General features: G+C 63.9%; 21 protein-coding genes. 11 read left to right on the top strand and 10 right to left on the bottom strand.

The window, feature by feature from the left end:
- Nucleotides 1-82: 82 nt before the first annotated feature.
- On the bottom strand, nucleotides 83-844 hold the full coding sequence (locus tag O9Z63_RS01535; protein WP_270127506.1) for a TerC family protein: 762 nt from the start codon (nucleotides 842-844) through the stop codon (nucleotides 83-85).
- Nucleotides 845-1,061: 217 nt separating this feature from the next.
- On the opposite strand from O9Z63_RS01535, the gene O9Z63_RS01530 reads away from it, so the two are divergent.
- The 4 genes from O9Z63_RS01530 (at nucleotide 1,062) to O9Z63_RS01515 (ending at nucleotide 6,568) form a co-directional block, all read left to right on the top strand.
- Entirely contained in the window at nucleotides 1,062-2,627 is a 1,566-nt protein-coding gene (locus O9Z63_RS01530) for an FAD binding domain-containing protein (RefSeq protein WP_270127505.1), read from the top strand.
- A gap of 140 nt (nucleotides 2,628-2,767) precedes the next feature.
- On the top strand, nucleotides 2,768-5,074 hold the full coding sequence (locus O9Z63_RS01525) for a xanthine dehydrogenase molybdopterin binding subunit (RefSeq protein WP_270127503.1): 2,307 nt from the start codon (nucleotides 2,768-2,770) through the stop codon (nucleotides 5,072-5,074).
- Entirely contained in the window at nucleotides 5,035-5,517 is a 483-nt protein-coding gene (locus O9Z63_RS01520; RefSeq protein ID WP_270127502.1) for a hypothetical protein, read from the top strand. Before O9Z63_RS01525 ends, O9Z63_RS01520 begins: the two co-directional genes overlap by 40 nt.
- A 58-nt stretch (nucleotides 5,518-5,575) precedes the next feature.
- Nucleotides 5,576-6,568: an XdhC family protein gene (locus O9Z63_RS01515; RefSeq protein ID WP_270127501.1), complete on the top strand. Its 993-nt coding sequence runs from the start codon at nucleotides 5,576-5,578 to the stop codon at nucleotides 6,566-6,568.
- Between the two features lie 180 nt (nucleotides 6,569-6,748).
- On the opposite strand, the gene O9Z63_RS01510 is transcribed toward O9Z63_RS01515, so the two are convergent.
- The 8 genes from O9Z63_RS01510 to O9Z63_RS01475 all read right to left on the bottom strand — a co-directional run bounded on the left by O9Z63_RS01510 (nucleotide 6,749) and on the right by O9Z63_RS01475 (nucleotide 12,583).
- Nucleotides 6,749-7,348 (bottom strand): DUF4136 domain-containing protein, encoded by a 600-nt coding sequence (locus O9Z63_RS01510; RefSeq protein ID WP_270127500.1) that lies wholly within the window; start codon nucleotides 7,346-7,348, stop codon nucleotides 6,749-6,751.
- Nucleotides 7,349-7,453: 105 nt separating this feature from the next.
- Nucleotides 7,454-8,047 (bottom strand): hypothetical protein, encoded by a 594-nt coding sequence (locus tag O9Z63_RS01505; RefSeq protein WP_270127499.1) that lies wholly within the window; start codon nucleotides 8,045-8,047, stop codon nucleotides 7,454-7,456.
- A 10-nt stretch (nucleotides 8,048-8,057) separates the two neighbouring features.
- Nucleotides 8,058-8,627: a hypothetical protein gene (locus tag O9Z63_RS01500; RefSeq protein ID WP_270127498.1), complete on the bottom strand. Its 570-nt coding sequence runs from the start codon at nucleotides 8,625-8,627 to the stop codon at nucleotides 8,058-8,060.
- A gap of 128 nt (nucleotides 8,628-8,755) precedes the next feature.
- Complete coding sequence (locus O9Z63_RS01495; RefSeq protein WP_270127497.1) at nucleotides 8,756-9,208, bottom strand: GNAT family N-acetyltransferase; 453 nt, start codon at nucleotides 9,206-9,208, stop codon at nucleotides 8,756-8,758.
- A 42-nt stretch (nucleotides 9,209-9,250) separates the two neighbouring features.
- Entirely contained in the window at nucleotides 9,251-9,514 is a 264-nt protein-coding gene (locus tag O9Z63_RS01490) for a hypothetical protein (RefSeq protein WP_270127496.1), read from the bottom strand.
- Between the two features lie 96 nt (nucleotides 9,515-9,610).
- Nucleotides 9,611-9,877, bottom strand: a complete 267-nt coding sequence (locus tag O9Z63_RS01485; protein WP_270127495.1) for a hypothetical protein — start codon at nucleotides 9,875-9,877, stop codon at nucleotides 9,611-9,613.
- 208 nt (nucleotides 9,878-10,085) lie between these two features.
- Nucleotides 10,086-10,622 (bottom strand): hypothetical protein, encoded by a 537-nt coding sequence (locus tag O9Z63_RS01480; protein WP_270127494.1) that lies wholly within the window; start codon nucleotides 10,620-10,622, stop codon nucleotides 10,086-10,088.
- 77 nt (nucleotides 10,623-10,699) lie between these two features.
- Nucleotides 10,700-12,583: an ABC transporter ATP-binding protein gene (locus tag O9Z63_RS01475; RefSeq protein WP_270127493.1), complete on the bottom strand. Its 1,884-nt coding sequence runs from the start codon at nucleotides 12,581-12,583 to the stop codon at nucleotides 10,700-10,702.
- Between the two features lie 129 nt (nucleotides 12,584-12,712).
- Between O9Z63_RS01475 and O9Z63_RS01470 the strand changes: the two genes are divergently transcribed.
- From O9Z63_RS01470 to O9Z63_RS01460, 3 genes are all read left to right on the top strand, one after another.
- Nucleotides 12,713-15,850 (top strand): FG-GAP-like repeat-containing protein, encoded by a 3,138-nt coding sequence (locus O9Z63_RS01470; RefSeq protein WP_270127492.1) that lies wholly within the window; start codon nucleotides 12,713-12,715, stop codon nucleotides 15,848-15,850.
- Nucleotides 15,851-15,959: 109 nt separating this feature from the next.
- Complete coding sequence (locus tag O9Z63_RS01465; RefSeq protein ID WP_270127491.1) at nucleotides 15,960-17,525, top strand: hypothetical protein; 1,566 nt, start codon at nucleotides 15,960-15,962, stop codon at nucleotides 17,523-17,525.
- 67 nt (nucleotides 17,526-17,592) lie between these two features.
- Entirely contained in the window at nucleotides 17,593-18,783 is a 1,191-nt protein-coding gene (locus O9Z63_RS01460; protein ID WP_270127490.1) for an MFS transporter, read from the top strand.
- Nucleotides 18,784-18,860: 77 nt separating this feature from the next.
- On the opposite strand, the gene O9Z63_RS01455 is transcribed toward O9Z63_RS01460, so the two are convergent.
- Entirely contained in the window at nucleotides 18,861-19,625 is a 765-nt protein-coding gene (locus O9Z63_RS01455; protein WP_270127489.1) for a hypothetical protein, read from the bottom strand.
- Between the two features lie 34 nt (nucleotides 19,626-19,659).
- Here O9Z63_RS01455 and O9Z63_RS01450 point away from each other — a divergent pair, with 34 nt between their 5' ends.
- The 4 genes from O9Z63_RS01450 (at nucleotide 19,660) to O9Z63_RS01435 (ending at nucleotide 26,370) form a co-directional block, all read left to right on the top strand.
- The gene (locus tag O9Z63_RS01450; RefSeq protein WP_270127488.1) at nucleotides 19,660-19,824 is read left to right on the top strand and encodes a hypothetical protein; all 165 of its coding nucleotides are present in this window, start codon (nucleotides 19,660-19,662) and stop codon (nucleotides 19,822-19,824) included.
- Nucleotides 19,825-20,033: 209 nt separating this feature from the next.
- Complete coding sequence (locus O9Z63_RS01445; RefSeq protein WP_270127487.1) at nucleotides 20,034-22,058, top strand: hypothetical protein; 2,025 nt, start codon at nucleotides 20,034-20,036, stop codon at nucleotides 22,056-22,058.
- A 44-nt stretch (nucleotides 22,059-22,102) separates the two neighbouring features.
- The gene (locus O9Z63_RS01440; RefSeq protein ID WP_270127485.1) at nucleotides 22,103-24,127 is read left to right on the top strand and encodes a DUF3857 domain-containing protein; all 2,025 of its coding nucleotides are present in this window, start codon (nucleotides 22,103-22,105) and stop codon (nucleotides 24,125-24,127) included.
- Nucleotides 24,128-24,312: 185 nt separating this feature from the next.
- Nucleotides 24,313-26,370, top strand: a complete 2,058-nt coding sequence (locus O9Z63_RS01435) for a DUF3857 and transglutaminase domain-containing protein (protein ID WP_270127484.1) — start codon at nucleotides 24,313-24,315, stop codon at nucleotides 26,368-26,370.
- Nucleotides 26,371-26,375 lie beyond the last annotated feature (5 nt).

Below are 26,375 nucleotides of genomic sequence, written 5' to 3'. Positions count from 1 at the left end.
ACAAGCAAGACCGTTCAACGACGAGACGCAAAATATTGCGTCTCTACATCGTTCTTACAGCTTCCTGCTGTGAAACAGTGGGCTACTGTGGCGCGCGGCGCTTGTTTTTCAGCCACGACGCCAGCAGCGGCACCCCAAAGATGGCCACTGTCAGCACGGTCAGGCCGGCGTCGGCGGCTTCGCTGCTCAGGAAGTGACTGAAGGCAGAATCAGGCTGAAAGTGCTCCACCAACGACAGCAGCAGTTTCAGGCCCAACAGCCCGATAACCACGAAGGCGGCCGTTTCGAGGAACGGGTATTTGGCCATCAGCAGCACAAACGCCTGCGCCACCAGCCGCATGGCCAGAATGCCAATAAACACACCGGTACAAATCAGGATCAGGTTGTCGGTGAAGGCCACCACGGCAAACACGTTATCGATGGAAAAGGCCAAGTCCATCAGCTCAATCAGGGCCACCGTGGCCCAGAACGGCCCCAGCAGCCCCAGCGTGTAGCGGTACACCAGGCTCTTACGCTTGTCGGGGCCGTCGTCATCCTCAGATGCCGCGTGGCCCCGGAAATGGTCGTAGGCCAGGTAGAGCAGGTAGAGGCCGCCGAGTGGCTTGAGGTACCAGAACTCAATCAGGAACGAGGCAAACAGGATGCACACGCCCCGAAACACGTAGGCCCCGATGATGCCGTAGCGCAGGGCCTTCTGGCGCTGCTCCTTGGGCAGGTCGCCGACCATGGTGGCCAGCACGGCCGCGTTGTCAACGGAAAGCAGGCTTTCGATGATGACCAGATTGCCCACGATGGCCAGCGCGGCCAGGGGATTGTCGAGGATTTGCTGCAGGTGTACGTTCATGCCGGTTGGGCAAGATAACGACTCCGGCCAAAGCCGGGTTTCGGCCGCGCCATCCGGCAGCCCGGCCGCGGCCCTGCGTCCGACGGATATGGGCTTTGGCGAGCCAATGGGGCAGATAATCCGGCAGACGCTACAGCGCAGTCACTTAGCGCTCAGGGCCGGAGAAACCACTAAACCTGTGTATCTTGTCCGCCCTGCTCCAGAAAATTCCCCAATTATGCTTGAATTTCTCCTCAACGACCAGCCCATCCGCACCCATGAGGCCCCGGCCAGCGCCTTGCTCGATTTCGTGCGCTACCATGAGCAGCTGAAGGGCACCAAAATCGGCTGCCGCGAGGGCGACTGCGGCGCCTGCACCGTGCTGGTCGGCGAGCTGAGCGCCGACGGCCAGACGGTAAACTACCAGAGCATGACCAGCTGCCTCACGCCGCTGGGCAACGCCGCCGGCAAGCACATCGTGACGGTGGAAGGCATCAACGCAGCCGGCAGCCAGCTCACACCGGTGCAGCAGGCCATTGTGGACGAAGGCGGCTCGCAGTGCGGCTTCTGCACGGTGGGCTTCGTGATGTCGCTAACCGGCCACAGCCTGAGCAGCACGCTGGCCACCGAGAAAAGCACCATCGCGGCCATCGACGGCAACATTTGCCGCTGCACGGGCTACAAGAGCCTGGAGCGCGCCGCCGCCAAGCTCACCGCCGAGCTGGAACAGCGCCCGACCGAAAACGCCCTGGCCTGGCTCAGCGAGAAGCAGTTTGTGCCCGGCTACTTTGCCGAAATCCCGGCCCAACTCGCCAAGCTACGCTCCGTTGAAGCCAATGCGTCGGCAGATTCTAATGCGTCGGCAGATTCTTCAGCAGCAATAGCAGCTTCGGCTACCGCCCACGCCAACGGCGGCAGCTCGGTTTCGACCTCACCCAACGGCCACGCCCAAAACCAGAACGACCACGGCCACGAAGGCAGCACCAAACCATTTACCCACGCCCTGCTGGGCGGCGGCACCGATTTGCTGGTGCAGCGCCTCGAAGAGCTGCGCGAGCAGCCCGGCGTGCGGCTGATTTTCGACCAGCCCGGCCGGCGCGGCATCCGCCACGAAACCACCGGCCGCGTGGTGCTGGGCGCCGCCACCACCGCCAGCAAGCTGCTCGAATCGGAGCTGCTGCGCGGGCTGCTGCCGCGGCTGCCGCAGTACCTGAAGCTGGTGAGCAGCACGCCCATCCGCAACATGGGCACGGTAGCCGGCAACTTCATTAACGGCTCGCCCATCGGCGACCTCACCATCATGTTCCTGGCCCTGGGCGCGTCCGTCACGCTGCTCGACGCGGCCGGCCACACCCGCGATCTGGCCCTGCCCGACCTCTACCTGGGCTACAAAAGGCTGGCGAAAGCCCCCGACGAGCAGGTGACCGAAATCAGCTTCCCCACCCCGCTGGCCAGCGACTTCTTCCACTTCGAGAAAGTCTCCAAACGCACCCACCTCGACATTGCCAGCGTGAACTCCGCCGCCTGGCTGCGGGTCGACAACGGCATCATCCAGGCGGCCCGCATCTCGGCCGGCGGCGTGGGGCCGGTGCCGCTGCTGCTGGCCCGCACCAGCGAGTTTCTGCAGGGCCACGAGCTGTCGGCCGAAACCCTAACCGCCGCCAACGCCGTGATGCAGGAAGAAATCAGCCCGATTTCCGACGTGCGCGGCACCGCCGACTACAAGCGCCTGCTGCTGCGCCAGCTGCTGTGGGCGCATTTCCTGGAATTTGCGCCGGAGCTGGCGGTGGATGAATTGATTTAGAACGTCATGCAGAGCGCAGCGAAGCATCTCGCGTGCCGCAGTAATCAAGATTGTTTTTCGATTGAATTAGTTGCGCTGGCGAGATGCTTCGCTGCGCTCTGCATGACGTTCTTCTGGAACGACGCCCAAGAGCCCAAGCTATGAACCACCTCGACCCCAACCGCCACGTGCGCGGCGAATCGCAGTACCTCGACGACGTGCCCGTGCAGCAGAGCACGCTCTACGCAGCCGTGTTTGAAAGCCCGCTGGCCCACGGCGTGCTCCGCAGCCTCGATTTCAGCGCCGCGCTGACGGCGCCCGGCGTGGCCCGCGTGCTCACGGCGGCCGACATTCCCGGCATCAACCAGATTGGCGGCATCGTGGCCGATGAGCCGCTGCTGGCCGAGGGGCACGTGCATTTCCGGGGGCAGCCGGTGGCGCTGGTGCTGGCCCGCACCGAGGCGCAGGCCCACGCCGCCCTCAAGCTCATCAAGGTCGAAATCGACCCGCTACCCATCATCACCGACCCGCGGGTGGCGGCCGCACAGGGCGAATTAATTGTACCGCCGCGCACCTTCAAAATCGGCGATTCGGCGGCGGCCTGGGCTTCGTGCGCGCACGTGTTCGAGGGCGTGGCCGAGAGCGGCGGGCAGGAGCATCTGTACATCGAAACGCAGGGCGCCTACGCCTTCCCCACCGAAATGGGCGGCGTGCGCATGATTTCCTCCACGCAGGGGCCCACGGCCGTGCAGCGCCACACGGCCCACGTGCTGGGCCTGGGCATGCATCAGGTGGAAGTGGACGTGACGCGCCTCGGCGGCGGTTTCGGCGGCAAGGAAGACCAGGCCACGCCCTGGGGCGCGCTGGCCGCGCTGGGCGCCTTCGTCACCAAAAAGCCGGTGAAGCTAGTGCTCGACCGCATGGCCGACATGCGCATGACCGGCAAGCGCCACCCCTACTCGTCCGATTTCAAAATCGGCTTCGATAAGGACCTCAAAATCGTGGCCTACGAAGTCACCTTCTACCAGAACGCGGGCGCTGCCGCCGACCTCTCGCCGGCCGTGATGGAGCGCACGCTCTTCCACGCCACCAACGCTTATTTTGTGCCTAACGTGACGGCCACGGCCTTTTCGTGCCGCACCAACCTGCCGCCGAATACGGCTTTCCGGGGCTTCGGCGGGCCGCAGGGCATGTTCGTGATGGAGTCGGCCCTGGCCAAGGCGGCCGAGGAGCTGGGCCTGCCCACCTACGAGTTGCAGCGGCGCAACCTGCTGCGCGAGGGCGACCTGTTCTCGTACCGGCAGGCGGCCGAAATGTGCCACGCCGAGCAGGCCTGGGACACGGCCGCCCGCGAGTTCGACCTGGCCGGCATGCGGGCCGAAGTTGAGCAGTTCAACCAAACCAATAAACTGAAGAAGAAGGGCTTCGCGGTGATGCCCATCTGCTTCGGCATCTCGTTCACCAAAACGCCCATGAACCAGACGCGGGCGCTGGTGCACATCTATTCCGACGGCTCGGTGGGCATCAGCACGGGCGCGGTGGAGATGGGCCAGGGCGTGAACACGAAAATCGCGCAGGTGGCGGCCCGCACGCTGGGTATTTCGATTTCACGCATCAAAATCGAAACCACCAATACCACCCGGGTGGCCAACACCTCGCCCAGCGCCGCCAGCGCCACCGCCGACCTCAACGGCAAGGCCACCGAAATGGCTTGCGCCGCCCTGCGCAAGCGCCTGCTGGAGCACGCCAGCACCGAGTACACGCTCAACTACGAGGGCCTCGAAATCCACGACGAGCAGGTACTGGCCGCCGGCGTGCCCGCCGATACCAACTGGGAGAAGCTGGTGTCGTCGGCATTCTGGAAGCGCGTGGCCCTCACCGAAAACGCCCACTACGCCACCCCCGACCTGCATTTCGACGCCACCGTGAACCAGGGCCACCCCTTCGCCTACCACGTGTACGGCACGGCCCTCACCAGCGTGACGGTGGACTGCCTGCGCGGCACCTACACCGTGGATGCCCTGCGCATTGCTCACGATTTCGGCCAGAGCTTCAACGAAGTCATCGACCGGGGCCAGATTGAGGGCGGCGCGGTGCAGGGCATCGGCTGGATGACCATGGAAGAAGTGGCCTACAACGCCGAGGGCCGCATGCTCAGCAACTCCCTGAACAGCTACAAGATACCCGACATCTACGCCGCCCCCCGGGTTCTCGACGTGCATTTCCTCGACACGCCGGGCCACCCCAAGGCCATCCTGCGCTCCAAGGCCGTGGGCGAGCCACCGCTCATGTACGGCATCGGCACCTACTTCGCCCTGCGCGACGCGGTGCGGGCCTTCCAGGGGCATACGGCGCTGCCGTTTTCGGCTCCGATGACGCCGGAAAAGGTGCTGCTTTCTCTTTATCCTGACTCCGAATCTGTTCCGGCTTGGAAATCCAGCTCCGCAACCACCTCCGTGGCCTCGTAATCTACGCGGCCGGCGACACGGCCGCGGCGCTGCTGCTGCACCAGTTTTCCTGGGGCCGGCTGGGCGGCATGGCGCTGGTGGGCGGCACGCTCTACTCGCTGGAAGTGCCGGCCTACTTCCGCTGGATCGACCGGCAGGTGCCGCCCGCGCCCGGTTTGCGGCGCCGGCTGACGCGGGCGGCTTTGTCGCTGCTCTACTTCAACCCGCTCTGGATTGCTCGTCACCTGCTGTTTATCAAGCTGTTTTCGGGGCTGTGGCAGGAGGTGTCGTGGGGGCTACTGGCGGTGGCAGGCCGGTCGTTTCTGCTCAATATTCCGGTGTCGTTTACGGCTAATTACCTGATTCAGAACCACGTTTCAGCCCGCTGGCGCTTTGTGGCCAGCGCCCTGTTTTCGGGGCTGATGGCTGTGTACTACGCCCTGAGCGCCGTGTGGCTGACGTAGTGGTTGTTCCTTTCCGTTCCGACGGCGGCAGCACTACCTTTCTAGCATTCCTCTTCCAGTGGCTTACCTCGATTATCCGTCGCCCATTTCTCACCCCAACTCGCCGCGCGACCTGCCCGTGTGGGAGCACGCCACGGCCAGTCTGCGGGCGGGAGTGCCGGTGGCGCTGCTGTGCGTAGTGCGCAGTGAGGGCTCCAGCCCCGGCCGGCAGGGCTTCAAGTTGAGTTTGACGGCCACCGAAACGGTGGGTTCCATTGGCGGCGGCATCATGGAGCACAAGCTAGTGGAGCTGATGCGGACCCGCCTGCAGCGCGGCCCCCACGCTCCCGAAATCCGGCGGCAGGTGCACCGCGCCCACTCCCCCACCGACCGCTCGGGCATGATCTGCTCGGGCGAGCAGGAGATTCTGCTGCTGCCACTGCTCCCGTCGGATCTGGCTGCCGCGGAGGCCTGCGGGCAGTGCCTGCGCCACACCGGCAGCGCCGCCTGGGAGGCATCGGCCGGCACCAGGCTGCGCCTGCTGCCAGCCCCCACCGACACGCACTACCACCCCGGCCCCGACTGGCACTACGTGGAGCGCCTCGGCTTCCGCGACCAGCTCACCATCGTGGGCGGCGGGCACGTGGCGCTGGCTTTGTCGCGGGTGATGAGCACGCTGGATTTCGGCCTGACGGTGCTCGACGACCGGCCTGAGCTGCCCACCCAGCTCCGCAACCACTACGCCCACCACCGCCGCACGGTGCCCTACGAGCAGCTGGCCCACGAAGTGCCGACCGGCCCGCACCAGTACGTCGTGATTATGACCGTGGGCTACCGCACCGATGCCGTGGCCGTGCGCCAGCTGCTGCACCACCCGGTGCGCTACCTGGGCCTGATGGGCAGCACCGCCAAAATAGCGCATCTGCTCCAGGAGTTGCGCGCCGCCGGCCTCGACGAAGCAGCGCTCAACCGCATCCACGCCCCCATCGGCCTGCCCATCCACAGCCGCACCCCCGAGGAAATAGCCATCAGCGTAGCCGCCGAGCTGATTCGGGTGCGGAATGGTGGATGAGGTGATGAGGTGATGAGGTGACAGGTAACGAAAGAACGTCATTCCGAGCGGAGCGAGGAATCTCGCTAGTGTGGTAACTGATTCTACCACACTAGCGAGATTCCTCGCTCTGCTCGGAATGACGTTCTATTGGGAATGACGTTCTACTGGGAACGACATTCTTATCTATCGTTTTCGACCTTAGTTTTCCGTCATCTGGCTGCCTTCGAGGTAGCCTTCGGTGAAGACGCGGTACTGGTCGAAGATGGAGCGGACGGAGCGGCGCAGCACCAGCTCGCCCTGCGGGCCTTTGGGCACCGTGACGCCCGAGGCGTAGCCGTTCCAGACGGCGCGGTTGGTGCGGTTGTCGATGAGGGTGATGAGCAGCGTGCCCTCGGCCAGCAGAATACGCTGGGGCTGGTAGCCCTGGCGGTTGTCCGGAGGCGTTTCCTCGTCTTCCACCTTCTCTTCCTTCACCCAGCGGCCGATGTCTTCCTGCAGATAGCCCCGAAATTTCATGTCGCCTTCAAACACCCGGAAGTTCACCAGCAGGTCGGGGCGGCGCTTGTTGGACTTGTAGCCCTGCACCTTCAGGCGCGTCCGGATGGCGTCGCGGACGGCTTCGCCCAGCTTGCTGGAATCGGCAGCCAGCCCTTCGCCGGTCACGAACTCGTAGGTGCGGTAGCGGCGGAAGTTGCCGGTGTAGCTGTAGTCGGAATCGATGCGGGCCTGGCGGGCGGCAAAGCAGCCGGAAAGCGCCATGGCCAAGCCCATACCTAGTAGCGTAAGAGTTGGTTTCATGCGTAACAGTGAAATGGGGTGACACCATCTTCAAGTTACGAAACTCCGGGCGGGTTAGCGCCTGACAATCAGCCGAAAGCAGCCGTACAAAATTTTGGCATAGCCTCAGCGGCTCAACTGCAGCACCGGCGTCTGGGCAGAGTACACTGTGCCATCGGACAGCCGGTAACGCACCACAAACTGCTGGGGGCCGGGCGCGGCGGGCGGCACCCGCAGCTGCAGTTGCGGCTCGGCACTGCGGCTGGCGCGCGCCGGCAGCGGCTGGCCGGTGTCGGCTTCCAGCAACAGGTCGTTGAGGGAGGCCCCGGCCGGATGCTGCGCATCGTAGGGGTAGCGGCTGCGCACCACCACCGAATCGAGCACCTGCGGCGTGCCCAGGTAGCCAGGCGCGGGTGCGGGCGGGCAGGCGTAGGCGGCGGGCAGCAGCTGCCAGCGCCGAGCGGGCTGGTGGCCGTAGTAGGTTTTCTGGAGCTGCACAGCTAGCCTCAAGTCAGCGGCGGCTACCGCCTCGTTGTCGGCCAGTTGCTGGCCGGTGCGCTGGCTGCTGGCGGCCAGCACCACAGCCTGGGTGCGGTAGAAGCGCGGCACCGCGTCGTAGCGGCAGGCGTCGTCGTCGTCGGCACAGGCGGGCAGCAACGCGGCCCCGGCCAAAGCTACTGGCACCGCAGCCGCGGCCATCAAATATTTCTTAAGGCGCATGGTGGCCGGCTCAGGGCTGGATGGTGACGGGTACCGTTTCGGCAGTGTACACCTCGCCGTTGGTTTGGTGGTAGCGCACCCGGAATTGCTGCGTAGCCGAGCTGGTCGGGGCCTGCGTGAACTGTAGATTACGATCCTGTAGGTATGGTATATACTGTGGATCCTTCATCAAATCTGACAGCCGTTGGCTGCTCGCGTATCCGTCATCAAGCCGCAGAAGGCTATTGAGCGAAGTACCGGCCGGATGCTGTGCATCGAAGTCGTAACGGCTCGTAATTGTAATGGAATCAACCTGAGCCTCATAAGATGGCGAAGGGTAATCACATGCCATTGCTGAAAAGCCTCCAGTAGGAACCGGAGCGGCACTATACAGCCGTACGTTGAGGCGCATTAATAGCTTGAATTCTGCTACAGAAGCACTTTGGCCGGCCGTCAACACCTGAACACTTGTGCCCGCACGATGCTGTACTGCCACCATTGTCAGCCCCGTGACGTCACCGAACTGCTCGTCAAAAGGGCCACATATATCACAGGCCGGCAGGCCGATTATCGCCAGAGCACACAACAGCAGCTTTTTCATAGCAGATAGGTTGAAGTAGACAGTTTTATGTCTTGCACCAGTTCAAGGTCTGCTCAATGTCAGGGTCTCTAGTAGCACGTATGGATGAGAGCTATTTGCCGGCAAAGGTTGCACGGCTGCACTCCGCATCACGCCTCCAGCTCCTTTTCCAATACAATCGTCAGCCCGCGGGGCCCCTGCATGGTGCCGATGATGTCGAAGCCGTGGCGCAGGTTCAGGAGCAGCATGGCGCGCCAGCGGTTGTAGGTGTGGGTGCGCACGGCACGGTAGCCCTGCGTCTGGCACCAGGCGTGCTGGCGGTGCATCAGCTCGGCGGCCAGGCCCCGGCCCCGGAAATCGGGGTGAACGCCGCCCAGCCAACTGTAGTAGTGGCCCGGCTGGCGCTCGTAGCCCAGCTTACAGCCCACCAACTGGCCACCGGCGTAGGCCAGCCACGCCTGTACTGGCTGGCGCTGCTGCTGGTAGCGCAGGTCGGCGAGTAGCTCGGCCTCGGCGGCTTGTAGGGCAGTGGCCAGCAGCGCGGCAATGGTGGCTTGGGCTTCAGTGAAAATATCCGGGTGGAATAGATAAGTGGTCGTCATACCCGGAGGTTAGATTGGTGCCATTTGAGGCGGCGCTGGTAGCTACTGGATGGGCGGGCGGGCGGCTATTTCCTTGTTGATCTTGCTTAGCACGATGACGCTGGGCAGCAGCGAGAGAAACATGGCCGGCAGCGTCGCCAGCAAGGCGTACTTCTTGCTGTTTATCGCCGCGTAGAGCACCATCACTAGGGCCACTACCATCACAATTCCGAGGCCGATGATGGCGCCCTTAAGCTTGTTTTTGCGGGAGTGCAGCTCGGCTAGGGCAAGCTGCGCTAGGTCTCCGCTGAGGCTCTTGTTTGCCATTTGATTTTCAGTGAAAGTTCAGACCGCCAAGAAAGCCCGCACGTCCTTCGGGCCGGCTGCCGGCCGGGTCCCTGGCGGCGCAATATACAGCCGGCCCTATTCCTGGCGGCGGCGGCCGATTTCCGCCCGGATCTGCTGCAGCACCAGTTTCTGGCCTTGCGAATGCCGGTAAATCCCTAAAATCAGGAGCAAGGGAATTGCGGTGTACAGCAGCCCAAACCCATTCCGCACCAGCCCATACCCCATAACTCCCAACAGAAACCCTATGGCAGCGGCAGCGAGCATTTCATTACGCTTGAGCTTTTTTTCTTCTTCCAGCAATTCCGGCAAGGTGAGTTTCGAGTAATCCGGCTGGGTTGGCATATGTGTTTGACACTTGATGGTAAACTGTGCGGTCAGTTAGTGCAGCTAAACTCGCACACCCCCAACGCATGCCGACCTAAATTGGGGCCGGCAATTCACTGTCGGGGGCTTACCGCAACATAACTCCGTTTCTTGAATACTCCGTCGGTATTGTGCAGACGCGCAGTAGCTGAATCATTATATGCCACATGCCCTGCAGCGATTTTAGTCAGCGTAGTAGGTTCATCACTACTGTTTCGGCGGTATACACCTCGCCATTTGTCTGGCGATAATATACCCTAAACTGCTGTGGTCCAGAAGTGGCTGGGCGTTGCAAGAACCGGAAAGTATTCTGGTCTAAATCGACTGGATGGAACTGCTGTACACTCGTCAGACGTGCTTCTAAGTCCAGCAGGTCATTGAGGGACGTACCGGCAGGGTGTTGCAGATCATAATCAAAGCGGCTGGTAACAACCACCGAATCGCCCCACTCGGTATAGTCAGGTGGTTTGCAATCAGCGAAGGCCCTGAATCCGCCCTGGGGCAGCTGAACGCCATAACCTTTGGTTTGCAAGGTGCATTTCAGCTGTAGTGCAATGGAATACACTGTCGCATTGGCTACTACCGGCTGCGTGCTGCTGGTGCTTGCTACCAAAGATATTCCTTCCACATCCAGAAAGCGGCTGGTGCAGTAGGGCTCGTCGCAGCCGGGCATTATCCCACTCACCATAACTAGCAGCCCCAACGATACGGTCTTAATCTGCATAGCATTTCCATTTAACTACTTGGATAGAAGCCTCACTTGCCGAAAAATACCCACACTCCCGGACTTCGCTAATCTTCCTACTGATACCCGGCGGCCTGCAGGCGGAACAGCTCGGCGTAGCGGCCGCCGCGGGCCAGCAGCTCCTCATGGCTCCCGATTTCCTGGCACTGCCCGTTCTCGATGACCAGAATCCGGTCGGCCATGCGCACGGTGCTGAAGCGGTGGCTGATGAGCACGGCGGTTTTGCCCTGGGTCAGCTCCTTGAAGCGCTGGAACACCTCGTACTCGGCGCGGGCGTCGAGGGCGGCGGTGGGCTCGTCGAGGATGAGCAGTTGGGCGTCGCGCATGTAGGCGCGGCCGAGGGCAATCTTCTGCCACTCGCCGCCGCTTAGGTCTACGCCGCCGTTGAAGCGGCGGCCAATCATCTGCTCGTAGCCGCCGGGTAGCTTGGCAATAACGGAGTCGGCGAGGCTTTGCTGGGCGGCCTGCTCGATGCGCGGCTGGTTGTCTTTCTGCTCGATGCGGCCCACGGCCAGGTTCTGGCCGGCCGGCAGCTGGAAGCGCACGAAGTCCTGGAAAATCACCCCGATTTCCTGGCGCAACTCGGCCGGGTCGTATTCGCGCAGGTCGTAGCCATCGAGCAGGATACGGCCTTCGGTGGGGTCGTAGAGGCGGGAAAGCAGCTTGACGAGGGTGGTTTTGCCGGCTCCGTTTTCGCCTACCAGCGCCAGCTTTTCGCCGGCCTGCAGCTGGAAGCTAAGGTTGCGCAGCGCCCATTTATCGGTGTTGCGGTACTTGAAGCCCACGTTTTCAAACGTAAACCCTTGCTTGATCGGCCGCGGAAAGGGTACCGGGCGTTCACCGGTCAGCTCCTGCCGCACGATGCGCGGCCGCAGCGCGAAGAAGTCGAAGAAATCCTGCAGGTACAGCGCCCCTTCGGCCACGGCGCTGAAGCGGCTCAGAATACCTTCGAGCAGGCCCCGCATGCGGGCAAACGAGCCGGCCAGAAACGTGAGCTGCCCGATGCTGACGCGCCCGCGCACCGTCTCGCTGATGATGTACACGTAGGCCGCGTAGTAGCCGGCCGCGCCCACGGCCGCGAAAAATGCGCCCCAGCCGGCCCGCCGAATCACGAGGTCCTTGTTTTTCTGGTAGAAGTCGTCGGACAGGGTGCGGAACCGGTCAACGAGGAAGCCCGAGAGGCCGAAGATCTTCACTTCCTTGGCCGTTTCGTCGGAAGCGCCGGTCTGGCGCAGGTAGTCCAGCTCGCGCCGCTCGGGCGTCCAGCCATGTACCAGCGAGTAGCTGCGCTCGTTGAAGTGGCTTTCACCCAGAAACGCCGGCACCACCGCCACCAACAGCAGCAGCAGCAGCCAGGGGTTGAAGGCAGCGAGGCCCACGGCCAGAAAGCCCATCGTAATGACGTCCTGGGCCTGGCTCAGCACCTGCGACATGAGCACGGTGCGCGAGAGAGTCTGGCGGCGGGCCCGCTCCAGCTTGTCGTAGAAAGCGCTGTCCTCGAACTGGTCGAGGTCCAGCCGGGCGGCGTGCTCCATGAGCCGGATGGAGCTCTGGTTGGCGAACAGGTCGCCGAGCAGCGAGTCGAGCAGGGCCACGCCGCGGCCCAGGGCGTCGGAGAAGATGGCGAGGCCAAACTCCAGCGCCACCAGCGTGAGTACCGGCGTGAGCTGCCGCGCCTCCACGGGCTGGCTACTAAGCTGCACTACACTGTCAAGAATCAGTTGGCCCACGTAGAGCATGGCCACCGGCAGGGCTGCCCGCAACAGGCGCAGCGCCATGTTGCCGAGGGCCAGCGCCGGGCTGGTCTGCCAGATCAGGCGCAGAAACGCGGGCAGGTTTTTGAGGGCCGAAAACCGCTCCCGCACCGTGAGGGCGGGCTTGCCGTCGGGGCGGGGCTTTTTGGCGGAAATCGTGGAAAAGAAAGAGTCGGAACGAGCCATAGAAGCTGTGTACGGCACACTTCGGGCCGGAGTGCGGCGGCGGCCGTTTTGGCAGTGGCCGAGCGGGGCGCGGGCGGTAGTGTGCCAGGCACTCCCCTATATTTGATTTTCTGACTTCATCTATCCTCTATGCTTACACGCTTACTCCGCATTATCCGCTTGCAGGCGCTCCAAACCGCGCTTACAGCGGCCGGTCTGCTGCTAGCCGGCCACGCGCTGGCCCAACCCACTATCCAGAGTCTGGCGCCGGCCCGCAATGCCCCGGCGGCCCGCGCCACAAGCGTGACCGTGCAGTTTTCGGAGCCGCTACGGACCGGCTCGCAGCAAGCGTTGCGCGTGTACAGCGCGCAGGCCGGCGGCCGGCTGGCCGGCGTGGCCACGCTCAGCGGCAACCAGCTCAGTTTCACGCCCGGCACCCGGTTCAGAGCCGGCGAAAAGCTGTGGGCTACCGTGGATACGCTGGCCCGCAACGCCGCCGGCCGGGCTCTGGCCCGGCCGCAGGTCTGGCAGTTTTCGGCCGGTGGCGGTGGCAACGGCGTGTTTGGCGGCGGCAGCAGCAGCCTCATCAACACCAGTGGCCGCCTGCTGCTGAGCGGCGACGTGGACGGCAACGGCCACCTGGACGTCCTGACGCTCAACGACGCTCAGTCGGACCGGGATGGGCAGTTGGCGCTACGCCTGAACAGCGGGCGGGGCGTGCTGGTGGCCGTGCCCGACCAGCCGCTGACCCGCCGGGCAATGGCCGCCACCCTGGCCGACGTGGATGAAGACCACGACCTGGATTTGGTGACGCTGGAACAGCCCACCGACGGCAGCAGCGGCTTCTACAACGTGTACGCCAACGACGGGCAGGGCCGCTTCGGGGGCGCGGGCAGCAGCAGCGGCGCGCTGGGCGGCCTCGCGGGCCGGGGTTTGGGGCTGGCCGACCTCAATGGCGACGGCCACCTGGATATGTTTTTCAGCTGCAACATGAGCGGCAGCGTGGGCGGCGGGGCTGTAGGGGTGCGCCTCAACAATGGCCGCGGCGCTTTTCCGGTGCAGTGGACCTACGCGCGCATCGGCCTGAGCACGGAGGCCACCGTGGCCGCCGCCGATATTGACAACGACGGCGACCTGGATGTGGTGGCCAGCCACAACGCCGCGCAGAGCGTGATACCCTTTTTCAACGCGGGCGTGGCCGGGCTGCTGCCGGCGCCAGCCGTGGCCGTGGGCGGTAATGCACAGGCCCTCGACCTGGCCGACCTCGACCTCGACGGCGACCTGGACCTGCTTTGCACCAACTTCAGCTACGACGGCGCCATGGTGGGCATACGCTTCAACAACGGCCAGGGCAGCTTCGGGGGCGGCTTCAACTACCCTATTGGCTCCATCAACAGCACGATGCCCTGCGTGGCCGCCAACGACCTCGACGGCGACGGTGACCTGGATCTGCTGCTGGGCAACGACCAGGACCGGCGGGTGCTGGTTCGCCTGAATAATGGCCGCGGCGAGTTCCGCGACGGTACCCCGCTTACACTAACCCAGCCGCCCCGCGCCCTCGTTTTGGCCGACCTCGACGACGACGACGATGTGGATGTGCTGGGCCTGGGCTACTCCCAAGTGCAGTGGCAGCTCAACAACGGCACCGCGTTGCCGACCATCAGCCTGGCGGCCTTCTCGCCGGCCCCCAACCGGCCGGCCGTTCGCACCACAACGGTAGACGCCACGTTTTCGGGGCCGGTGGGCAGCGCGCCCACCAACCAGCTGCACGTATATGGCCGCTACTCGGGGCGGCAGTTGGGCACCACCACGGCCAGCGGCAGCACGCTCACCTTCTCTGCGGCCCGGCCCTTCCAGGCCGGCGAGCCGCTGACGGCCATCATCCCGACGGGTGTGCGGGGCAGCACCGGCCTGCCGCTGGCCCGCCCGGCGGTGTGGCAGTTCACGGCCGACGCGGGCGGCTCCGGCGCCTTCACGCCGGGCTTCAGCCAGACGTACGGCTACGCCTACCCCATGCGCCTGCGCCTGGCCGACATCGACGGCGACACCGATCTGGACCTCGTTACGGAATTTTACGTGGGCACCGCTACCCTTTCGCCGCCGCTGCTGGTGTGCCTGAACAATGGCGCGGGGCAGTTTGGCAGCCCGGTGCCGCTGCTGCCGGGCAACGTGCAGGTGTGGGGCTTCGAGCTGGCCGACCTCGACCAGGATGGCGACGTGGATTTTGTGGGCCAGACCATTACCGACATGTCCTCCGGCTTTCCCCGCAACGAAACCACCGTCTGGCTCAATGATGGCCGCGGCACCTTCAGCCGTAAGGAACGCCTGCGCAACTCGTTCGGGACCAGCTTCGCCGTGGGCGACGTGGACGGCGACGGCGACCTGGATGTGGTGGACGGCAGCGTGCACTTCAACGACGGCCGCGGCAGCTTCAGCAGCTCCGGCAACCTGGCCGGCTCCAGCTCCGCTTTCACCGTGCGCGGCTGCGCCCTGGCCGACCTCGACAACGACGCCGACCTGGATGTGCTGGTGTCGGAGGATACGTTCGGGGTAAGCTGGTTTCGCAACGATGGCACGGGCAGCTTTTCAACCAAGCTCTTCTTGGGCAGCAGCAGCGCCGTGGAGTTTCCGCTGCAGGACCTCGACGGCGACGGCGACCTGGATATGCTGTGGGGCTCCTCGGTAATGGCCAACGACGGCCAGGGCAACTTCACCAAGGGGCCGGGCTTCGCGTTCAACAGCCCGTTTGAAGCCAACTCCGAGCCGATTGGCGATATCGACGGCGACGGCGACATTGATGCGCTGACGGCGTCTGGTAGGCTGGAGCTGCGCTTGTACACCAACAACGGCCGCGGCACGTTCAGCGAAGCCGCCCCGCTGTTTTCCACCATCCTGGGCCTGTCCGCCAACCTGACAGCCAGCGGCGACTTGGACAACGACGGCGACCTGGACCTGGTGGTGCTGTATCGGGAATCTCAGGGTGTGAGCGGCTGGCGCGTGTTTCTCAACCGCAACGCCCTGCCGGTGGCCAGCGCAACAACTGCTCAGCAACTGAGTGTGTGGCCGGTGCCGGCTGCTGCCGGGACCGTGCTGCAGGTTCGGGTGCCGGGCCATACCGGCACGGCCGTGGCTACGCTGCATACGCTCACCGGGCAGGTGGTGCGGGCGGTGTCCTTCAGTGGAGCAGCTCTGGCCCTGCCCACAGCGGGCCTGCCGGCGGGCTCGTATCTACTCAGCATGGAAGGCGCCGCGCCGGGCAGGCTGGTGCGGCGCGTGGTGCTGGAGTAGGACGTGCAGACGGCAAAGCCCAATCCTGACGAAGTACGGCGGACGGCAACGGGGTTCTGTTGCCGCCCGCCGTACTTTTACGCCGTTTTCCGTCGTTTCTTTTGCCGCTATGCTGCACTGCCTTCTGTTTGAACCCTACGCCAGCGCGGCCGCCGAAACCCGCGCCGAGGCCCTGCAGGAAAGCCTCTCGGCGCTCAGGGAAGGCGTGCTGCTGCTGAACCTGGCCCTCAATGACGAGCTACTGGACGCCGTGCTGCTGCTGCCATACGGCGTGGCCGTGCTGCAGCTACTGCCCGGCGGCCGCCACCTTAGCACCGACCACCTCACACACGGCCCCTGGCTGCTCGACGGCCAGCCGCTGCCCGGCTTCATGGGTTCCGAAAACCCATATCAGCAGCTGCAGCGGCAGCGGCCGGCGCTGGCCGCCTGGCTGGCCGGGCAGCCGCTGTTGCCGGCTATTACGCCTGATTCCATCGGAGCTATGGCGGTTTTTCAGGAGTTGCTGCACATCGAAAGCGGGCTGGAAGAACAATTGCATCAGTTGCCCATCGAAAACCGGTTTAAACTGGTGCGCCAGCCGCAGTCAGTGCTGCGGCTGGCGCACCAGCAGTTGCCAGCGGATAAGTTGCAGCAACTGCCGGCCGAAACGCTCGATGCCTGGGCCACGGCCCTGCTGCAGCCGGATGAAGACGACACGTCGGCGCCTAGCACTGACTTGCCTGCCGACGACACCGACGACCTGCTGACCCGCAAAGCGCGGCAACTCTGGCGCTGGCTGGGGGCCGAAGATGTGCCCGCCGACCCGCCCTATGGGGCCGCCGCGCCGCCCGTCGCCCCCGATGCCCTGGCCGACAGCCAACAGGAAAAAGCCCGGCTGGAGCAGATCCGGCAGCAGATTCGGGCCGAAGTGAGCGAGCAGACCCAGGCCCTGCAAACCCGCGAAGCCGCCCGCGACCAGACCATTGCCCAGCTCCGGCAGCAGCTCACCGAAGCCTCCGCTGCCGCCCCCGAAACCGCCCGCCTGCAGGCCCAGCTTGCCGCCGAAGCCCACGAAAAAGCGGCGCTGGAAGCCGCCATCCAGGCAGCCCGCGCCGAGTCGGACGCCCGCAACCGCGACCTAGACGCCCGGATTCAGCAGCTCAGCCAGCAGCTGCAGCAGTTGCAGGCCCGGCCGGCGGCCCCGGCTCCGCTGCCCGCCGCACCGGCTCCGGCGCGGCCGGTGCCGCCCGCCACAGCCAGCGCCACGGCTCCCGCTCTCACCAGCGCTCCGGCCCGGGCGGCCGCGCCGGCGGCGCGCCCCGCCACCCGGCGGCCGGCACCAGCACCAGCGCCGGCTACCTGGCGGCTGCAGTGGCCGCGCGTGGCGCTGGCCGGGGCCGTGGCCCTGCTGGCGGGGGCCGGCATCTGGGGCGCGGCGCAGCTGCCCGGCCTGCTGCGCAAACCGGCTGCCACCGTTCCTTCCAACGCCACCCGTACCGATGGCAACGAGGAAGCAGCGGCCCCTACCCTGTTCGATATCCAGCCCGACACTATTCAGCTAACGCCAACCGAAGCGGCAGCCGACTCTGCGGCGGCAATTGACGAGCAGGTTATCCTCGATGCTGACTCGCTGGTGGTACCGGCACCGGCAGATGAGGTGATGGATACGCTGGCCGCGCCGCCGGCGGATATCTGAGCGGCGGCACCCAAATAGTGGCCGTTTTGGTCGTGGCACCCGCGCCCGGGCCGTACCTTTGCGTTCCATGCCCGCTACCACCCCTCGTACTTACAGTGCCGGCTTCTGGCTGATGTGCCTGTCGTCGTTCTTTTTTTTCATGAGCTTCAACATGCTGCTGCCCGAGCTGCCTGCGTACCTCACGCGGCTGGGCGGCGGCGAGTACAAGGGCTTCATCATTGCGCTGTTTACGCTCACGGCCGGCCTTTCGCGCCCGTTCAGCGGCAAGCTGGCCGATACCGTGGGGCGCATTCCGGTGATGGTGTTCGGCTCGCTGGTGTGCTTTATCTGCGGCTTCTTTTATCCCTGGACCACCACCGTGGCGGGGTTTCTGGGGCTGCGGCTACTGCACGGCTTCAGCACCGGCTTCAAACCCACCGGCACGGCCGCTTTCATCGCCGACATCATCCCGCTGGAGCGCCGCGGCGAGGCCATGGGTTTGCTGGGCGTGGCCGGCTCACTGGGCATGGCCGCCGGTCCGGCGCTGGGCCCGCTTATCACGGCCGCTACCTCGCTTAATACGCTTTTCTACTGCTCGTCGGGGCTGGCGCTGCTGAGCTTAGCGGTGCAGGGCACCATGACCGAAACCCTGCCCCAGTCCCAGCGCCAGAAGTTCAGCTGGAGCTTGCTGCGCCTGAACTGGGGCGAAGTGCTGGAGCCGCAGGTGCTGGCCCCGGCCCTCGTGACGCTGCTGTGTTTGTTCCCATTCGGGGCAATCCTGACGGTGGTGCCCGACCAGAGCGAGGCGCTGGGACTAGCCGACCACAGCAAGGGTCTGTTTTATACCTGCTACACGCTGGCCTCGCTGGTGGTGCGCCTGCTGGCCGGCCGCGCCTCCGACACCTACGGCCGGGTACCGGTGCTACGCTGGTCTACGGCGCTGCTGGCCGTGTCACTGGGGCTGATGACGCTGGTGGAGCACTCGGTGCCGCTGTTTCTGGGCGCGGCGGTGCTGTTCGGCTTTGCTACGGGCCTGAACTCGCCCACGCTCTACGCTTGGACCATCGACCTGAGCCACCCCGAGCGGCGCGGGCGGGCCGTGGCCACCATGTACATTGCCCTGGAAGCCGGCATCGGGCTAGGCGCGCTGCTGGGCGGCTGGCTGTTCAGCAACCAGATTTCGCGCCTGCCCTACGTGCACGCCATGAGCCTGACGCTGGTGCTGGGGGCGCTGCTGTATCTGCTGGTGGGCGTGCGCCGGCAGCAGCCGGTGGCGTAGAGAGCACACAACTCCGCCAGCCGACATCCTATCAGCTTAGATAATTACCACTACAAGCAGGGCATTATCATAGGGCGCTAGCGAATGCGCCGGCCCAAGAACACTTTGTCGCGGCGAACCGGATTGCCAGGTGCCGTATCTTCATTGTACTCAATCCGGATACTGTCGCGCGTAGTCAGGTAGCCCTTGCCTAGAGGGGTAAGGCAGCCGAAATCATTGCGCCCGTAGCTAAACGAAATGCCGTTCCAGCGCAGCCCAACAGTGAAGGAGGGAGAGCGACACCCTTTACTTAAGTTATATAAGTAATTCAGGCGTGGGGCAGCCGGGTTGTTGGGATAAATATAGTTGCCGCCCAAAAAGACGCGCACGGTGAATGTATCCAGTGGCGCGTGGCGGTTGGCCCCCTGAAACTTACCATAGATGGGCGCGCGCAGGTCGCCGGGCGGAATAAGCGTGAGTACGCGTGTGAGCGTATCTACACCATCATCTAAAAGCGGACAACCGGCTGGGTCGGCACGGCGCTTAGCGATTAAGCGCACCGGAATCTGGCCGGTTACATCATTACCAAAGCTAAGAGAGAAGCTGCGGGTGGTGCGCGTGTTAGCCGTGCTACCTACCTGCCATTCATAGGCATTATAAGGTGGGCCAGGCGCTTCAAACGTAATCGTCTGCCCCGTGAAAGCTGTGTCAGGCGTGGGCGTACCCGTCTGTTCGAGGAAGCGCATGGTAAGCTTCGGAATCTTCTGCCCTTCACAGATGTCAGGACCTGCTTTGTCTTTGTCGCAGGCAGTGAACAGGCCAAGTGCGAGCAGGGTGCCGGTGGCACGTAGTGTAATATTCATAAGAGTAATCCGGTTAGAAATACCTACTAAAGCAATGGCCAAACATGTTCTTTTTTTTTTAATACTTCCAACCTTTTCAGCTTTTTTTCCGAACCTGCTCAACCAGCTTTCCCGCCTGCCTTACGGGCACGGCCTGAGCCTCATGCTGGCACTGGTGTACCTGCTGGTGGGCGTGCGCAGCAAGCAGCCAGTGGCGTAGGGAGTACCAAGTATTGAGTACCGAGTATTTAATATTGAGCATTCATTATCTCAATAACCAATTACATACAGACACTTATGTAAAACCACAATACTTGCTACTCAACACCTGCTACTCAATTCTTACCAGCCGTCTATTATATTTGGAGAGTGCAAAATAGTGCCGGCAGTGTTCTGGCTAGCTCTTATCCTTTACCTATCTCTTATCCCATGTTGCTTCGCGTAGTGCGCCGTTTGGCGCTGCCAGGCCTGGCCTTGGTACTGGCGGGCCCACTCAGTGCCCAGAAACTACTGCCCCCACCCATCAAGTTCGGCAGCGTTACCAAGGACGACTTCACCCCGACGGCCGCGGCCGATTCGGCGGCGGCAGAGGTTCTGTGCGATTTTGGGCAGTCGCGGATTGTAGGCGCGCAGGATGGCTTCGAGCTGTTGTTTGAGCGGACTTCCCGCCTGCGCATCCACCGCAAGGCCGGCTATTCCTACGCCACGGTGCAGGTACCGCTCTACCACCGCGACGGCATCCGGGAAAATCTGATGCAGCTCAAGGGCTTCACCTACAACTTGGAGCCGGGCACCGGCAAGCTGCTCAAAACGCCCATGCGCACCGAGGCCGTGTTCAGCCACAAAAGATCGGAGTACGTCGACGAATACGCCTTCACGCTGCCCGACGTGCGCGAAGGCTCCATCCTGGAGTTTACCTACACGGTGCGCTCCGGCTTCCTGAACAACCTACAGGACTGGCAGTTTCAGCAGTCGATTCCGGTGCGCTGGAGCGAGTACCGGGCGGTGCTGCCCTCCTTTTTTCGCTACAAGGAAGTCAGCCACACCTACTGGCCGTTTGCGTTCGATGAAAGCACCGTGCAGCCTTACACCACGGCCTATAGCCAAAGTCCCCCTGATAGCCACGGCAAGTCCGTTAACCAGGAGCGCAGCGTCAGCATCAGCACGCAGGCCGTGCACCGCCGCTGGGTGCTGAAGGACGCCCCCGCATTCCGCCAGGAACCCTTCCTGACCACGCCCGAAGACTACCTGAGCCGGGTGGACTTTGAGCTGGAGCGGATTCAGTTTCAGCCCAACACGCCGCCCAGGTATCTGGCGGGCACCTGGCCTGAGATAGAGCAGGAACTACTGAAAAACAAGAACTTTGGCGGCTACCTGGAGCAGTCTACGCCCCTGACCAGCGCCGCCACCGCCCTGCGCACCACCCACCCCGACCCCGCCGCCCGTGCCGCCGCCGCCCGGGCGCTGGTGCAGCAGGCCGTAGGCTACACCGGCGAAAATCGGCTCTATGCCTTTGAAACGCCGAAAAAAGTCTGTGAGCGTCGCCACGGCAGCGCCGCCGAAGTGAACCTGCTGCTGATCCGTACCCTGCGCGACGCCGGCCTGGAGGCCCAGCCGCTGCTGCTCAGCACCCGCGACAATGGCCGGGTACAAACCGACCTGCCGGTACTCACCCAGCTCAACTACCCGATAGCCTACGTGCCCGGCCTGCCAGCGGGTCAACAGCTGCTCGATGCCACCGACCCAACTTTGCCGGTGGATATGCTGCCCGAGCATTGCCTGAATGAGCAGGGCCGCCTGCTGGGCCCGACGGGCCGCTGGGTGCCGCTGGTAGCCACGCAGCCCCATCTGCAGTTCACGCGCGCCACCCTGCAGCTGGATGCCGCCGGCGCGCTGGCCGGTACCATCCGGCAGGAGTACGCCGGCTATGCTGCCTCGCCGGCCCGCCGGGCGGGGCCAGACCTGCTCGTGCAGTGGCAAAAAGACCATCCCGACTGGACGGTGAAGCGCCGGGACGAAGCGGCCACCACCCCAGGCACCCCGATGGTGCTGGCCCTCGATGCGCACCAGCCGGCCCCGGAAGCCGCCGGCCGCACCCTGTATGTGCGGCCGCTGCAGGCGCTGGCCCCCGCCGCTTCGCCGTTCCAGACCGAAGACCGGCGCTATCCGGTAGACCTGCCGGCCCCGCGCCGCGCCGAGTATCAGGTGACGCTAACCTTGCCACAAGGCTACACGGCTACCACGCTGCCGACTGATGCCAACCTGAGTCTGCCCGGCAACGGCGGCCGCTTTATCTATAGCATCAGCCAGCCAACTCCGCAGACCCTGGCCATTTCCAGCCGCCTGCTGCTCACCAAAACCCACTATCAACCCGAGGAATACGCCGCACTGCGTGCCCTCTACGCCCAGGCCCTGGCCAAAATGGCCGAGCCCATTGTGGTGCAGAAGCCCTAGCTCTCAAACGCTCCGCTTTCCGGCTTCCCGCTGTGTTTTCTGCTATGACGATATTTTTACGGCTACTGCTTATGCTGCTGGGTGTCTCGGTGGCTACCCCGGCCTTTGCCCAGCAGGCGCCCGCCCCGCCCATTAAGTTTGGCAGCGTCCGGTCCACTGATTTCGTGCCGGCTCCGGCGGCTTCCGATACTGCCGCGGCCGTAGCCGAATATCTCTGCGACTACGGCACTTCCCGCCTGGTGGGCGGCAACGACAAGTTTCAGGTGCTATTCGAGCGCACCACCCGCCTGCAGATCCACCGCAAGGCCGGCTACAGCTACGCCACCGTGCGCGTGCCCCTCTACACCCGCGACGGCCAGTACGAGCGCCTCACCAACCTCAAGGGCAGCACCTACAACCTGCAGGACGGCCGGGTGGTGCAAACCAAGCTGGCCGCCGATCCCGCCTTCCGCGAGCAGCTCGACAAAAACCACGTGCTGATGTCGTTTACCATGCCGGCGGTGCGGGAAGGCTCGATTGTGGAGTTCAGCTACACCATCACCTCCGACTTCATTTTCAACCTGCAGGACTGGCAGTTCGAGCACAGCATTCCGGTGCGCTGGAGCGAGTACCGCGCCACGCTACCGCAGTTTTATCATTATAAAACCATCACGCGGGGCTACCTGCCGTTTGCGGTGAAGGAGGAAACGGTAGTGCCCTATACCACCACCTATTCCTCGCGCCCGCAGGGGCTGGCTCCCGGCCAGGACAGTCACCTGTCGGCCTTGGCGTTGCAGCTGCGCTGGGTGATGAAGGACGTACCGGCCTTCCGAACCGAGCCCTTCCTGACCACGCCCCACGACTACATGCGCAGCGTGCATTTCGAGCTGGCTGGCACCGATTTCACCGGCCACGACTACCAGGACGTTACGGGCAAATGGCCGGCCCTCTGGAAGGTTCTTGAGAAGGAAGAGCATTTCGGCCTGCTGCTCAGTGGCCGCTCGCCGCTGGCAGCCGCCGCCAAAACCCTGCGCCAGCAGCACGACGACCCCAAAGACCGGGCGGCGGCCGTGCTGGCTCTGGTGCAGCGAACCGTGAAGCACAACGGCAAAACTGCCCTGTTTGGCTCGCAGCCTGTGCGCCGCACGCTGGAGCTGCGCCTCGGCAACACCGCCGACGTGAACCTACTGCTGGTGAGCACCCTGCGCGCGGCTGGCCTGACCGCCACGCCCCTGCTGCTGAGTACCCGCGGCCACGGCCAGATGCAGCAGCTGGTGCCGGCCCTCTCGCAGTTCAACTACGTGGCGGCCCACGTGCAGCTACCCGACAGCTCCGACCTGCTGCTGGATGCCACCGAGCCCCAACTGCCGGCGGGTTTGCTGCCCGAGCGCTGCCTCAACGGGCAGGGCTGCCTAGCCGACGCCTCCGGTCGCTGGCTCACAATCAGGCCGGCTGCGCGTCACCTGGAGTTCCGGACGGCCAAGCTGCATCTCACGGAGCAAGGTGCCCTCGATGGCAGCCTCAAGCTGGAGTACCAGGGCTATGCCGGCCTGGAAGCCCGGCGGAGTATCCGGCAGACCTCCGTGGCCGACTACCTAGCCAGTCTGCAGCGGCAGTGGACCGAATGGCAGCCCGCGCCGCCCAAACTCCTGCTATCCGACTCCGCCCAGGCTGCCGTGGCTGTAGAAATGGCCCTGCACCTACCGGCTCCCGATAACCCACAGGCTACGCTGCTTTACCTGCCCGTTATGCGGCTGCTGGGCGCCGTTCCGTACCAGTTCCGCGCGCCCACCCGCCACTATCCGGTGGATTTTGCCATGCCCCATGAGTACACTTCCCTTGTGACGCTCACGCTGCCGCCCGGCACCACGGTGCAGGAGCTACCGGCCAGCGTGGTGCTGGCGCTGCCCAACGCCGGGGGCCGGTTTCAGTACCAAGTCACGCAGCTCAACCCGGAAACCGTGCAGTTTATGGCCCGCCTGCAGCTCAGCCGCGCCGAGTACAGCCCGGCCGAATACGCCGCCCTGCGCGAGCTGCACCAGCAGGCGGCTGCTAAGTGCGGAGAAATGCTGGTACTGAGCCGGAAATAGCCGCGCTTCATTATTTCTTCATTTGAATATTGGCGAATATTCTAAAAATGCGGAGCTTTAGAATTCCGTTATTCTGCCCCGCTACTTCCTGCCACCTGTTGCTATCCATTTATCTTCTTTTTCCTGCTGCTGGCAGGCAAAAGCTGTGCGCCTGTTGAGCTTACTTTTTCATTTTATAGTTGACGATGCTAACATCTTTACTGCGCCGGCTTGCACTGCTGGCAATGCTGGGCAGTGCCGCTACGGCGCCCGCCCTGGGCCAGAACGAGCCCATTAAATTTGGCAAGCCCGACCTCAAGGATTTCGACCCCAAAAACTTCGTGGCCGACACTGCTGCCGAAGCGGTGGTACTCTGCGACTTTGGCCGCTCCCGCTTCGAGCCAGGGCCTGCCGGCGAGGGGTTCCAGACCGTGTTTGAGCGGGTGACGCGCATCAAGATTCTGCAGAAAGCCGGTTACGACTGGGCCACTGTGGAAGTGCCGCTCTACCACAAAAACAATAGCGAGGAAAAGCTCACCAACCTGAAAGGCTTCACCTACAACCTCGTAAACGGGGAAATCGTGAAGGAAAAGCTGGAAAGCTCCTCTACTTTCCGCGAGGAGTCCGGGCCCAACACCACCACCCGCAAGTTCACGCTGCCCAACGTGCGCGAAGGCGCCGTAATTGAGTACAGCTACACCGTTGTGTCGGATTTCCTGTTCAACTTCCAGGACTGGCAGTTTCAGCAGTCGATTCCGGTACGCTGGAGCGAGTACCGAGCCCAGATTCCGGAGTATTTTGACTACAAGATGCTGATGCAGGGTTACCTGTCGCTGGCTGTAAATGAGCATCCCCAGGGCCAGGGACAGTTCACAGTGCATACCAGCTCCTCTTCCGCCTTTGAGCCTGGGCGCGCGGGTGGACGCGGCGCTGAAACCATAACTGCCCAGGTAACCAACCACCGCTGGGCGGTGCAGAACGCACCCGCCTTTCGTGAAGAGCCGTTCATGACCGCCTCCCGCGACCATGTGGCGCGCATCGACTTCGAGCTGGCCGGCCTGCAGTGGCCCGGCCAGGGCTATAAGGCGGTAGCCGGCACCTGGCAGAGCATCAACGAGGAGCTGCTGACGGCCGAAGGCTTTGGGGCCCAGCTGCGGCGGGGCGGCTTTCTGAAAGACAAGCTCACGCCGCTGCTGGCGCAGGAGAAAGACCCGGCGGCCCGCGTGGCCGCCGTGCACGCGCTGGTGCGCAGTGCCGTGAAATACGATGGCCGCGACCAGCTCTACAGTTCCGGCTCGGTGCGCAAAGCCTACGACCAGCACCGCGGCAACGCCGCCGACGTGAACCTGCTGCTGATTGCGGCTCTGCGCGAGGCGGGCTTCCAGGCCAACCCCGTGCTGGTGAGCACCCGCGAGCATGGCGCCGTCAATGCCAACTACATGCCCATGCTTTCGCGCTTCAACTACGTGGTGGCGCACGTGCCGCTGCCCGACGGCAAGGAAATGCTGGTGGATGCCACCGAGGAGCTGCTGCCCTGCGGTATGCTGCCCACGCGCTGCCTCAACGGCCAGGGCCGCCTGATTATGCCCAACGCCGCGGAGTCGCGGTGGGTGAGCCTGCAGCCGACGCAGCGCCTGACCGAGTACCAGCAGATTCAGCTGGTGCTGGACGAGAAAGGCGGCTACACGGGCAAGGTGCACTCCGAGCACGGCGGCTACGCGGGCTCGGCCCAGCGCAGCCGGCTGCGCGAGAAAGGCGAAAAGAAGTTTGTGGAAGACCTGCTGACCGGCCGCGAGGGCTGGAACGTGAGCAAGTACCAGTTCGGCCAGCGCGAAGACCTGACCAAGTCCCTGAACTTCGACTACGAGCTGACAGCAGCCGGCGGCGATACCCCGGCGGGCCTGCTGTACGTGCGGCCCCTGCAGCACTTCGGCAACAGCAAAAACCCGTTCGTGCACGAGTCGCGCCAGTTTCCGGTGGACTTCGGCTGCCCCGTAGACGAAACCGTGATGATGACCCTGACGCTGCCGGCCGGCTATGAAGTAGAAGAGCTGCCCAAGCCCACGGCCATCAGCCTGCCCGACAACGGCGGCCGCTTCCTGTTCCAGGCCCAGCCCACCGCCGACGGTACCGTGCAGCTGATGAGCCGCCTGAATCTGAGCCGCGCCGTGTACTCGGCCGAAGAATATGCCAGCCTGCGCGAGTTCTACCGGCTGGTAGTGGCCAAACAGGCCGAGCAGATCGTTCTTAAAAAGAAATCGTGAGCCGT

Origin of the sequence: Hymenobacter yonginensis (assembly GCF_027625995.1) — a bacterium.
Lineage (GTDB): Bacteria > Bacteroidota > Bacteroidia > Cytophagales > Hymenobacteraceae > Hymenobacter > Hymenobacter yonginensis.
The sequence above is the reverse complement of the archived record's forward strand: the minus strand, read 5'-3'. Positions and strand labels throughout refer to the sequence as shown.

Bases quoted from the DNA above. Each gene is read 5' to 3' on its own strand.
- O9Z63_RS01535 (WP_270127506.1), bottom strand. From the start codon at position 844: ATGAACGTACACCTGCAGCAAATCCTCGACAATCCCCTGGCCGCGCTG.
- O9Z63_RS01530 (WP_270127505.1), top strand. From the start codon at position 1,062: ATGCTTGAATTTCTCCTCAACGACCAGCCCATCCGCACCCATGAGGCC.
- O9Z63_RS01525 (WP_270127503.1), top strand. From the start codon at position 2,768: ATGAACCACCTCGACCCCAACCGCCACGTGCGCGGCGAATCGCAGTAC.
- O9Z63_RS01510 (WP_270127500.1), bottom strand. From the start codon at position 7,348: ATGAAACCAACTCTTACGCTACTAGGTATGGGCTTGGCCATGGCGCTT.
- O9Z63_RS01505 (WP_270127499.1), bottom strand. From the start codon at position 8,047: ATGCGCCTTAAGAAATATTTGATGGCCGCGGCTGCGGTGCCAGTAGCT.
- O9Z63_RS01500 (WP_270127498.1), bottom strand. From the start codon at position 8,627: ATGAAAAAGCTGCTGTTGTGTGCTCTGGCGATAATCGGCCTGCCGGCC.
- O9Z63_RS01495 (WP_270127497.1), bottom strand. From the start codon at position 9,208: ATGACGACCACTTATCTATTCCACCCGGATATTTTCACTGAAGCCCAA.
- O9Z63_RS01490 (WP_270127496.1), bottom strand. From the start codon at position 9,514: ATGGCAAACAAGAGCCTCAGCGGAGACCTAGCGCAGCTTGCCCTAGCC.
- O9Z63_RS01485 (WP_270127495.1), bottom strand. From the start codon at position 9,877: ATGCCAACCCAGCCGGATTACTCGAAACTCACCTTGCCGGAATTGCTG.
- O9Z63_RS01480 (WP_270127494.1), bottom strand. From the start codon at position 10,622: ATGCAGATTAAGACCGTATCGTTGGGGCTGCTAGTTATGGTGAGTGGG.
- O9Z63_RS01475 (WP_270127493.1), bottom strand. From the start codon at position 12,583: ATGGCTCGTTCCGACTCTTTCTTTTCCACGATTTCCGCCAAAAAGCCC.
- O9Z63_RS01470 (WP_270127492.1), top strand. From the start codon at position 12,713: ATGCTTACACGCTTACTCCGCATTATCCGCTTGCAGGCGCTCCAAACC.
- O9Z63_RS01465 (WP_270127491.1), top strand. From the start codon at position 15,960: ATGCTGCACTGCCTTCTGTTTGAACCCTACGCCAGCGCGGCCGCCGAA.
- O9Z63_RS01460 (WP_270127490.1), top strand. From the start codon at position 17,593: ATGCCCGCTACCACCCCTCGTACTTACAGTGCCGGCTTCTGGCTGATG.
- O9Z63_RS01455 (WP_270127489.1), bottom strand. From the start codon at position 19,625: ATGAATATTACACTACGTGCCACCGGCACCCTGCTCGCACTTGGCCTG.
- O9Z63_RS01450 (WP_270127488.1), top strand. From the start codon at position 19,660: ATGGCCAAACATGTTCTTTTTTTTTTAATACTTCCAACCTTTTCAGCT.
- O9Z63_RS01445 (WP_270127487.1), top strand. From the start codon at position 20,034: ATGTTGCTTCGCGTAGTGCGCCGTTTGGCGCTGCCAGGCCTGGCCTTG.
- O9Z63_RS01440 (WP_270127485.1), top strand. From the start codon at position 22,103: ATGACGATATTTTTACGGCTACTGCTTATGCTGCTGGGTGTCTCGGTG.
- O9Z63_RS01435 (WP_270127484.1), top strand. From the start codon at position 24,313: ATGCTAACATCTTTACTGCGCCGGCTTGCACTGCTGGCAATGCTGGGC.